The sequence below is a fragment of the Puerhibacterium puerhi genome (assembly GCF_009846865.1).
GTDB lineage: Bacteria > Actinomycetota > Actinomycetes > Actinomycetales > Cellulomonadaceae > Puerhibacterium > Puerhibacterium puerhi.
Window position 1 is genome coordinate 1 of the sequence record NZ_WUWN01000070.1, and the last position, 10,168, is coordinate 10,168.

8 protein-coding genes and 1 rRNA gene are annotated in these 10,168 nt (G+C 73.2%); all 9 read right to left on the bottom strand.

The window, feature by feature from the left end:
* A partial coding sequence (locus GSF02_RS17840; protein ID WP_159798716.1) for a 4a-hydroxytetrahydrobiopterin dehydratase occupies window positions 1-483 on the bottom strand: 483 nt, incomplete at its 3' end.
* A gap of 13 nt (window positions 484-496) precedes the next feature.
* Complete coding sequence (gene ilvD / locus GSF02_RS17845) at window positions 497-2,197, bottom strand: dihydroxy-acid dehydratase (protein ID WP_159798717.1); 1,701 nt, start codon at window positions 2,195-2,197, stop codon at window positions 497-499.
* Between the two features lie 102 nt (window positions 2,198-2,299).
* Complete coding sequence (ilvD, locus tag GSF02_RS17850; RefSeq protein ID WP_159798718.1) at window positions 2,300-4,162, bottom strand: dihydroxy-acid dehydratase; 1,863 nt, start codon at window positions 4,160-4,162, stop codon at window positions 2,300-2,302.
* A gap of 111 nt (window positions 4,163-4,273) precedes the next feature.
* Window positions 4,274-5,806, bottom strand: coding sequence for a peptide MFS transporter (locus GSF02_RS17855; RefSeq protein WP_159798719.1), 1,533 nt, complete (start codon window positions 5,804-5,806; stop codon window positions 4,274-4,276).
* Window positions 5,807-5,931: 125 nt separating this feature from the next.
* Complete coding sequence (locus GSF02_RS17860) at window positions 5,932-6,534, bottom strand: GNAT family N-acetyltransferase (protein WP_235915682.1); 603 nt, start codon at window positions 6,532-6,534, stop codon at window positions 5,932-5,934.
* Window positions 6,535-6,565: 31 nt separating this feature from the next.
* Window positions 6,566-8,074: an Asp-tRNA(Asn)/Glu-tRNA(Gln) amidotransferase subunit GatB gene (gene gatB, locus GSF02_RS17865; protein WP_159798720.1), complete on the bottom strand. Its 1,509-nt coding sequence runs from the start codon at window positions 8,072-8,074 to the stop codon at window positions 6,566-6,568.
* 20 nt (window positions 8,075-8,094) lie between these two features.
* The gene (gene gatA / locus GSF02_RS17870) at window positions 8,095-9,600 is read right to left on the bottom strand and encodes an Asp-tRNA(Asn)/Glu-tRNA(Gln) amidotransferase subunit GatA (RefSeq protein WP_159798721.1); all 1,506 of its coding nucleotides are present in this window, start codon (window positions 9,598-9,600) and stop codon (window positions 8,095-8,097) included.
* A gap of 1 nt (window position 9,601) precedes the next feature.
* Window positions 9,602-9,898 (bottom strand): Asp-tRNA(Asn)/Glu-tRNA(Gln) amidotransferase subunit GatC, encoded by a 297-nt coding sequence (gene gatC, locus GSF02_RS17875; RefSeq protein WP_159798722.1) that lies wholly within the window; start codon window positions 9,896-9,898, stop codon window positions 9,602-9,604.
* Between the two features lie 147 nt (window positions 9,899-10,045).
* Window positions 10,046-10,162, bottom strand: a 5S ribosomal RNA gene (gene rrf / locus GSF02_RS17880).
* Between the last annotated feature and the right edge of the window lie 6 nt (window positions 10,163-10,168).

A 10,168-nucleotide genomic window follows, 5' to 3' on the forward strand; every position in this document is an offset into this window, starting at 1 on the left:
CGCGACCCGCACGCTCGGTCCGCGCCCGAGGGGGTCGGCGAGCGCGCCGCCCCCGGCCCCGGCCCCGGCCCCGGGCCCGGGCCCGGGCCGACGCGGGTACCCGAGCAGCGCTGCCCAGAACGCCGGCACGGCGTCGTCCGCGGGGGCGTCGACCGCGACCTCGACGGCCTGCGCGGCGGCCGGGTCCGCCGCGACGCCGAGCTCGCGCGCGGCGGCGGAGACCTCCCGCGCCAGGGCCAGGTCGCGGCGCGAGAGCCCGCCGACGTCGTGGGAGACGAGGCGGACGGTCACCGTGCCGTAGCGCAGGTCGACGTCGGGGTGGTGGTTCGCCGCGTCCGCCAGCTCGGCGACGCGCGCCACGAGCCGCGCCCCGACGTCGAACGCCCCGGTCCGGAAGACCGCGACGGCGGCGCCGGCCACGCAGCGCCAGTCCTCGGCGCCGTCGGCGCCCTCGAGGTCGCCGGGGCCGATGCGGTCCCTCACCGGAGCGCCCCGCTCACTGCAGCACCGCGCCGCGCGAGGCCGACTGCACGAGCTTGGTGTACTTCGCCAGCACGCCCCGGGTGTAGCCGTGCGGCAGCGGGGCCCAGCCCTCCCGGCGGGCGGCGAGCTCGGCGTCGTCCACCAGCAGGTCGAGGGTCTTGGCGCGCACGTCGAGGCGGATGCGGTCGCCGTCGCGCACGAGCGCCACCGGGCCGGCGTCGACCGCCTCCGGGGCGACGTGCCCCACGCACAGCCCAGTGGTGCCGCCGGAGAACCGCCCGTCGGTGACCAGCAGGACGTCCTTGCCGAGGCCCGCGCCCTTGATGGCGGCCGTGATCGCGAGCATCTCCCGCATGCCCGGGCCGCCCTTGGGCCCCTCGTAGCGGATCACCACCACGTCGCCGGGCACGATCGTGCCGTCCTCGAGCGCGTCCAGGGCGGCGCGCTCGCGCTCGAAGACGCGGGCGGTGCCCTCGAAGACGTCCTCGGCGAAGCCGGCGGACTTCACCACGGCGCCGTCCGGGGCGAGCGTGCCGCGCAGGATGGTGATGCCGCCGGTGGCGCCGATCGGGTCGTCGACCGCCCGCAGGATCTTGCCGTCCGGGTCGGGCGGGGCGATGTCGGCGAGGTTCTCGGCCACGGTGCGCCCGGTGACGGTCAGCGCGTCGCCGTGCAGCAGCCCGGCGTCGAGCAGCGCCTTCATCACCACCGGGACGCCGCCCACGCGGTCGACGTCGTTCATCACGTAGCGGCCGAACGGCTTGAGGTCGCCCAGGTGCGGCACCCGGTCGCCGATGCGGTCGAAGTCGTCGAGCGTGAGGTCCACCTCGGCCTCGTGCGCGATCGCCAGCAGGTGCAGCACCGCGTTGGTGGACCCGCCGAACGCCATGACCACGGCGATGGCGTTCTCGAACGCCTCGCGGGTGAGGATCTGCCGGGCGGTGATGCCCTGGCGCAGCAGGTTCACCACGGCCTCGCCGGAGCGGCGCGCCCAGGCGTCGCGGCGCCGGTCGGCCGACGGCGGGGAGGCGGAGCCGGGCAGGGACATGCCGAGCGCCTCGGCCGCCGACGCCATCGTGTTGGCGGTGTACATCCCGCCGCAGGCGCCCTCCCCCGGGCAGATCGCGCGCTCGATCCGCCCCAGGTCGTCCTCGCTCATCAGCCCCCGCGCGCAGGCGCCCACGGCCTCGAACGCGTCGATGATCGTGACCTGCTTCTCGGTGCCGTCCGACAGCCGCACCCAGCCCGGCATGATCGACCCGGCGTAGAGGAACACGCTGGCGAGGTCGAGGCGCGCGGCGGCCATGAGCATGCCCGGCAGGGACTTGTCGCACCCGGCCAGCAGCACGGAGGCGTCCAGCCGCTCGGCCTGCATCACGGTCTCCACCGAGTCGGCGATGACGTCGCGCGAGACCAGGGAGAAGTGCATCCCCTCGTGGCCCATGGAGATGCCGTCGGAGACGGAGATGGTGCCGAACTCCAGCGGGTACCCGCCGGCGGCGTGCACGCCGTCCTTGACCGCCTGGGCCAGCCGGTCCAGGGAGAGGTTGCACGGCGTGATCTCGTTCCACGAGCTCGCGACGCCGACCTGCGGCTTGGCGAAGTCCTCGTCGCCGAGGCCGACGGCGCGCAGCATGCCGCGGGCGGCGGTGGCCTCCAGGCCGTCGGTGACCTGGCGGGAGCGGGGCTTGATGTCCGGTGCGTCGCTCGTCACAGCCCGAGCGTAAGCCCGCGACGCCCCGCGGCGGCGGGTCACCGGCGGGTGATCGGGGACGACCGGCCGCGGGCGTGGCCCGCGGCCGGTCGTCGAGGGCGCTCAGCGGCGCGTGATGAGGCTGACGTCGCGCACCGCGCCGCGGTCGGCCGACGTCGCCATCGCGGCGTAGGCCTGCAGGGCCGGCGACACGTAGCGGTCGCGGTCGACCGGCTGCCACGGGTTCTCGCGCGCCTCCATCTTGGCGCGGCGCTCGGCGATCACCTCGTCGGGCACGTTGAGGCGGATGAGGCGGGTGTCGACGTCGATCTCGATCTCGTCGCCGTCCTCGACCAGGCCGATCAGGCCGCCCGCGGCGGCCTCCGGCGAGACGTGGCCCACCGAGATGCCGGACGAGCCGCCGGAGAACCGGCCGTCGGTGATCAGGGCGCAGACCTTGCCCAGGCCCCGGCCCTTGATGAAGGAGGTGGGGTACAGCATCTCCTGCATGCCCGGCCCGCCCGCGGGGCCCTCGTAGCGCACCACGACGACGTGGCCGGGCTGGACCTGCTTGGTGAGGATCTTCTCGACGGCCTCGTCCTGCGACTCGCAGACCAGGGCCTTGCCGACGAAGTGGAACACGTCTGGGTCGACGCCCGCCGTCTTGAAGACGGCGCCGTCCTCGGCGAGGTTGCCGCGCAGCACCGCCAGGCCGCCCTCGGCGGTGTAGGCGTGCTCGATGTCCCGGATGCAGCCCTCGGCCGCGTCGGTGTCGAGCGACTCCCAGCGGTTGGACGTGGAGAAGGCCTGCGTCGTGCGCACGCCACCGGGGGCGGCGTGGAACAGCTCGATCGCCCGGTCGGTGGCCTTGCCGCCGCGGACGTCCCAGTCGTCCAGCCACTCGCGCAGCGTCGGCGTGTGCACGCTGGTGACGTCGTGGTCGAGCAGGCCCGCGCGGTCCAGCTCGCCGAGCAGCGCGGGTATGCCGCCCGCCCGGTGCACGTCCTCCATGTGGAAGCGCGGGTGGTTCGGCGCGACCTTGGACAGGCAGGGCACGCGCCGGCTGATGTCCTCGATGTCGGCGAGCGTGAAGTCGACGCCGCCCTCCTGGGCCGCGGCGAGGATGTGCAGCACCGTGTTGGTCGACCCGCCCATGGCGACGTCCAGGGCCATGGCGTTGGAGAACGCGGCCTTGGTGGCGATGGCGCGCGGGGCGACGGAGTCGTCCTCGTCGTCGTAGTAGCGCTTGGCGAGCTCGACGATCGTGCGGCCGGCCTCGAGGAACAGCTCCCGGCGCGCCGTGTGCGTGGCCAGCGTCGAGCCGTTGCCCGGCAGCGAGAGACCGAGCGCCTCGGTGAGGCAGTTCATCGAGTTGGCGGTGAACATGCCGGAGCACGAGCCGCACGTGGGGCACGCGTTCTCCTCGACCTGCGCGAGCGCGGCGTCGGAGACGTTGTCGTCGGCCGAGTAGTTGATCGCGTTGATGAGGTTGAGGGGCGTGCGGGCGACGCCGTCGGCCACGACGGCCTTGCCGGCCTCCATCGGGCCGCCGGACACGAAGATCACCGGGATGTTCAGGCGCAGCGCCGCGTTGAGCATGCCGGGCGTGATCTTGTCGCAGTTGGAGATGCAGACCAGCGCGTCCGCGGTGTGCGCATTGACCATGTACTCCACCGAGTCCGCGATCAGGTCGCGGCTGGGCAGCGAGTAGAGCATGCCGCCGTGGCCCATCGCGATGCCGTCGTCGACGGCGATCGTGTTGAACTCCTTGGCCACTCCCCCGGCCTCGCGCACGGCGGAGGCGACGAGGTCGCCCATGTCCTTGAGGTGAACGTGCCCGGGTACGAACTGGGTGTAGGAGTTGGCGATCGCGATGATCGGCTTGCCGAAGTCCTCGGCGCCCATGCCGGTGGCGCGCCAGAGGGCGCGGGCGCCGGCCATGTTGCGGCCGTGGGTGGAGGTCCGAGAGCGCAGCGGGCGGCTCATGTGGCTCATCTCCTTCAGGTGGTGCGGCTCGGGTCACCCTACGACCGCGTCCGCCCAGCGAGCGCCGCATGTCCACGTGGTGGTCGCCGCGGGTGCGCACCGCGGCGGCGGTCAGTCGCCGGAGGTGTGCACGCCCTCCAGCGCGTCCGCGCTGCGCATCTTGCGCACGACCCACGGGCTGAGGGCGAGCAGCACCAGCGTGAACGCGAGGGCCACCACGCCGATGCCGCCGAAGTAGGCGGTCGGCTCGATGCCCTCGGTGGCCTGCACGAGCTGGGCCGTGATGGCCTGGCCCGCGGCCGGGGCGAGGAACCACAGCGCCATCGCCTGGCCGCGGAACGCCCGCGGCGCCAGGAGCGTCGTCGCCGCCAGGCCGACCGGCGACAGGCACAGCTCGCCGACCGTCTGGATGACGTAGACCAGGCCGAGCACCCAGGCCGGCGTGCGCTCACCCCCGGCCATGGCCGAGGCCGCGGCGAGGAAGAGGAACGACAGGGCCGCCAGGCCCAGGCCGATCGCGAACTTGTACGGCGTCGGCGGGCGGTCGTTCGTGCGGATCCACAGCCAGGCGAACACCGGCGCCAGGAGGATGATCCCGGCGGGGTTGACGGACTGGAAGAACTCCGGGCTGAGGCTCATCCCGAAGATGCTCAGCACCGTCTGGTCCCGGGCGTAGGTGGCCAGGGTCGTGGCCGCCTGCTCGAAGATCATGAAGAAGAGCATCGCCGCGACGAACAGCGGGATGTAGGCCAGCACGCGGCTGCGCTCGGGGTCGGTGACCTTCGGCGAGCGGTACATCGCCACGAAGTAGGCGATCGGCGCGAGGAACGCCAGGTAGCTCAGCGCGTCGATGACCGACGTCAGGCCGAACCCGCCGGAGACGAGGGCGGCGAGGAGGTACACCACCACGACGACGACCGCGACGGCGACCAGGAGCCGGACGACGGCCGGCCGCTCCTCCGGTCGGATCGGGTTGGGCACCATCTCGCCGGCGCCGGCCAGCAGGCGGCGCCCCATCACGTAGAACACCAGGGCGAACGCCATGCCGATCGCGGCCACGAGGAACCCGGCGTGGTAGCCGAACGCCTCGCGCACGATGCCCACGACGATCGGGCTGAAGAAGGACCCGAGGTTGATCCCCATGTAGAAGATCGAGAAGGCCGACTGCCGGCGCGGGTCCTCGCGCGTGTAGAGCTCGCCCACCATGGCCGACACGTTCGGCTTGAGGAAGCCGGTGCCGAGCGCGACGAGGATGATGCCCAGCCAGCTGAACCCCGCCGCGGGCAGCGACAGGCTCACGTGGCCGGCGGCGATGATGATGCCGCCCCACAGCACCGAGCGGCGCGCGCCGATGACGCGGTCGGCCATCCAGCCGCCGACCACCGACAGCAGGTAGACGCCCGTGCCGTAGATCGACACGACGGCGTTGCCGAGCGCCGTGTCGATGCCCAGACCGCCGTTGGCGATCGTGTCCGTCAGGTAGAAGACCAGGATGGCGCGCATCCCGTAGTAGCTGAAGCGCTCCCACAGCTCGGTGGTGAAGAGCGTCATCAGGCCGCGCGGGTGGCCGAAGAACCGCCGGTCCCCCGCCACCGCGGCGGCCGGGGACGACGTCCCGGGCGACTGCTGGTCCGAGTTGCTCATTGTTCGATGGTCGCACCTTGGGACCGTCGACGACGAAGTTGCCGAGGTGTGCTATGGGAGGCCCGGCTGTGACCAACGCCGCGGCCGTGCACCCCCCGTTCAGCCGCCGCGAACCTCGCGGGCGCTCACGCGGCGGCGAGCGACCGGAACTCGTCCTCGAGGATGCTCATCACGATGACGTCGGCCCAGCCGTCGCCGTCGGCGTGCGCCTCGCGCAGGCGGCCCTCCTCGCGGAAGCCCAGCGACGCGTACAGTGCCCGCGCCCGGGGGTTGATGCTCAGCACGTCCAGGCCGACGCGGTGCAGCCGCGGGCCGGCGTGCGCGGTGCCGTCCGCGTCGGTGGCGCCGTCGAACGCGAACCGCAGCACCTCGAGGATCGCCTCGCGCCCGTAGCCGCGGCCGCGGTAGTCGGGCAGCATCTGCAGGCGCAGGTTCGCCGAGCGCGCGTGCTCGTCGACCTCGTTCAGCACGATCTCGCCGATCAGCTCGTCGCTCACCGGCCGGCCGTCCCGGACGGCGCCGGGCGTGATCGCCCAGTCGTACCGGCCGGGGCGGTCGGCGACGGTGGCCGTCCACTCCTGGACCTCGGCGCGCGTGAAGGTCGCCGTGGTGCCCGTCAGGCGCACGCCCTCCGGGTCCTGGAGCGACTCCCACATCCGCTCCGCGTCGCGCGCGGCGAGCGGGCGCAGCCGCACCATCTCGCCGTGCAGCACGGGCCCGCGCGTCACGGGCGGCTTCCCGTGCGCGCGCGGGCCGCGGTCATCCCTGGATCCTCTCGAGCACCAGCTCGCGCACGCGCTTGGCGTCCGCCTGCCCCTTGGTGGCCTTCATGACGGCGCCGATGATCGCACCGACCGGGCCCAGGTTGCCGCCGCGCACCTTCTCGACGACGTCGGGCTGCGCGGCCAGCGCCTCGTCGACGGCGGCCAGCAGCGCGCCGTCGTCGGAGACGACCTCGAGCCCGCGCGCGACCACGACCTGCTCGGGGTCGCCCTCGCCGGCCAGGACGCCCTCGAGCACCTGGCGGGCCAGCTTGTCGTTGATCCGCCCGGCGTCGACCAGGGACTGCAGCTGGGCGATCTGCGCCGGGGTGATGGCGACCTCCTCGAGGGAGATCTCCGCCTGCTTGGCGTGCCGGGCCAGCTCGCCCATCCACCACTTGCGGGCCGCGGCCGGCGAGGCACCCGCCGCGACGGTCGCCTCGATGAGGTCCAGCGCACCGGCGTTGACCACGTCGCGCATCTCGGCGTCAGCGTAGCCCCACTCCCCCTGGAGGCGACGACGGCGCGCGGCCGGCAGCTCGGGCAGCGCGGCGCGGATCTCCTCCACCCACTCGCGGCTCGGGGCCACGGGCACCAGGTCGGGCTCCGGGAAGTACCGGTAGTCCTCGGCGTCGGACTTGACGCGGCCCGACGACGTCGAGCCGGTGTCCTCGTGGAAGTGGCGGGTCTCCTGGACCACCGCGGCGCCGGCGTCGAGCACGGCCGCCTGGCGGCTGATCTCGTAGCGCACCGCGCGCTCGACCGAGCGGAACGAGTTGACGTTCTTGGTCTCGGTGCGAGTGCCCAGCGGCGCGTCCGGCGACGGGCGCAGCGACACGTTGACGTCGGCGCGCACGTTGCCCCGCTCCATGCGGGCCTCGGAGACCTCCAGCGCGCGGAAGATGTCCCGCAGCGTCTGGACGTAGGCGCGCGCCACCTCGGGCGCACGCTCGCCGGCGCCCTCGATCGGCCGGGTCACGATCTCCACCAGCGGGATGCCGGCGCGGTTGTAGTCGACCAGCGAGTACTCGGCCCCGTGGATGCGGCCGGTGGCCCCGCCCACGTGGGTGTTCTTCCCGGCGTCCTCCTCCATGTGCGCGCGCTCGATCTCGACGCGGAACACGGTGCCGTCCTCGAGCTCGACGTCGACCCAGCCGTCGTGGGCGATGGGCTCGTCGTACTGGGACGTCTGGAAGTTCTTCGGCACGTCCGGGTAGAAGTAGTTCTTCCGGGCGAACCGGCACGTCTCGGCGATCTCGCAGTTCAGCGCCAGGCCGATGCGGATCGCGTACTCGACGGCCTTGCCGTTGACGACCGGCAGCGCACCGGGCAGGCCGAGCGAGACCGGCGTCGTCTGGGTGTTCGGGTCCGCGCCGAAGGACGCCTCGGCGCCGTCGAACATCTTGGTGCGCGTGCCGAGCTCGACGTGCACCTCGATGCCGAGCACCGGGTCGTAGCGGCGGACGGCGTCGGCGTAGTCGACGAGGTCCGCGGTGAGCGTCGTCATTCTCGTTCTCTCCTCGTTCCTCAGCCGAGCTCCGGGGCCTGGGCCAGCAGCGGCCCGCCCCACTGCTTCTCCAGGGCGGCCTCGAGGGCCGCGCCGACGCGGTACAGACGGTCGTCGGCCTTGGCGGGCGCCAGGATCTGGAAGCCGACGGGCAGCTTGTCGTCGGACAGCCCGTTGGGCACGGAGATGCCCGGCACGCCGGCGAGGTTGGCCGGGATGGTGGCGACGTCGTTGAGGTACATCGCCAGCGGGTCGTCGAGCTTCTCGCCGAACCGGAAGGCCGTGGTGGGCGCCGTCGGCGAGACCAGCACGTCGGCCTGCGCGAAGGACGCGGCGAAGTCACGCTGGATGAGCGTGCGGACCTTCTGCGCGCTGCCGTAGTAGGCGTCGTAGTAGCCGGCCGACAGGGCGTAGGTGCCCAGGATGATGCGGCGCTTGACCTCGTCGCCGAACCCCGCGCCGCGGGTGGCGGCCATGACGCGCTCGGCGGTGACCGGGCCCTCGGCGGGCTCGACGCGCAGGCCGAAGCGCATGCCGTCGAACTTGGCCAGGTTGCTCGAGGCCTCCGAGGGCATGATCAGGTAGTAGGCGGCCAGCGCGTACTCGAACGACGGGCAGGAGACCTCGACGATCTCCGCGCCCATGCCGCGCAGCAGCTCGAGCGACTCGTCGAACCGCGCCTGCACGCCGGGCTGGTAGCCCTCGCCGGTCAGCTCGCGCACGACGCCGACGCGCACGCCGGACAGGTCCTGACCGGCGCCCTGGCGGGCCGCCTCGACGAGGGCCGGCAGCGGCTCCGGGATCGACGTGGAGTCGTGCGGGTCGTGGCCGCCGATGACCTCGTGCAGCAGCGCCGCGTCGAGCACGGTGCGCGTCACGGGGCCGGCCTGGTCGAGCGAGGAGGCCATGGCGATGAGGCCGTAGCGGGAGACGCCGCCGTAGGTCGGCTTGACGCCGACGGTGCCGGTGACGGCGCCCGGCTGGCGGATCGACCCGCCCGTGTCGGTGCCGATGGCGAGCGGCGCCTCGAAGGCGGCCACCGCCGCGGCGGACCCGCCGCCGGACCCGCCGGGGATGCGGTCGAGGTCCCACGGGTTCTTGGTGTTGCCGAACGCCGAGTGCTCGGTCGAGGAGCCCATGGCGAACTCGTCCATGTTGGTCTTGCCCAGGATCGGCAGGCCCGCGGCGCGCAGGCGCTCGACGAGCGTCGCGTCGTACGGCGGGACCCAGCCCTCGAGGATCTTCGACCCGGCGGTGGTCGGCATGCCCTTGGTCACCACGACGTCCTTGACCGCGACCGGGACACCAGCGAGGGCGTGCAGCTGCTCCCCCGCGGCGCGGCGGGCGTCGACGTCGCGCGCCGTGGCGAGCGCGTCGTCCGCGCTCACGTGCAGGAAGGCGTGCACGTCGCCGTCGACGGCGGCGATGCGGTCCAGGTGGGCCTGGGTGGCCTCGACGCTCGAGACCTCGCCCGCGGCGAGGGCGTCGGCGAGCTCGGCAGCGGACAGCCGCGTCACGTCGGTCATCTCACTCCTCCCCGAGGATCTGCGGCACCAGGAACCGGCCGTCCTCCGACGCCGGCGCTCCGGCCATGACGTCGTCGACCGGCAGACCCGGCACCGGCACGTCCTCGCGGAACACGTTCGTCATCGGCAGCGGGTGGCTCGTCGCCGGCACGTCGGGCGTGGCGACCTCGCTCACGCGGGCGATCGCGTCGACGATGACGTCGAGCTCGCCGGCAAGCCGGTCGACCTCGTCAGGCCGCAGGTCGATGCGCGCCAGTGCGGCCACGCGCGCGACCTCGTCACGGGAGATGGTGGACATGGCCCCAAGTCTAGTGGCCCACGCACTCGGGCCCGACGGCCCAGGCCGTGAGGTCGCGCGCTTCTCGGGCGCCCGCGGGAGCCGGCCAGAAAGCGTGCGGATACGCCGAAGGCCCGCACCTGGGGTGCGGGCCTTCGGGTAATGGGTGTCCGGCGGCGTCCTACTCTCCCACCCCGTCTCCAGGGCAGTACCATCGGCGCTGAAGGGCTTTGCTTCCGGGTTCGGAATGGGACCGGGCGTTTCCCCTTCGCTATGACCGCCGTAACGCTG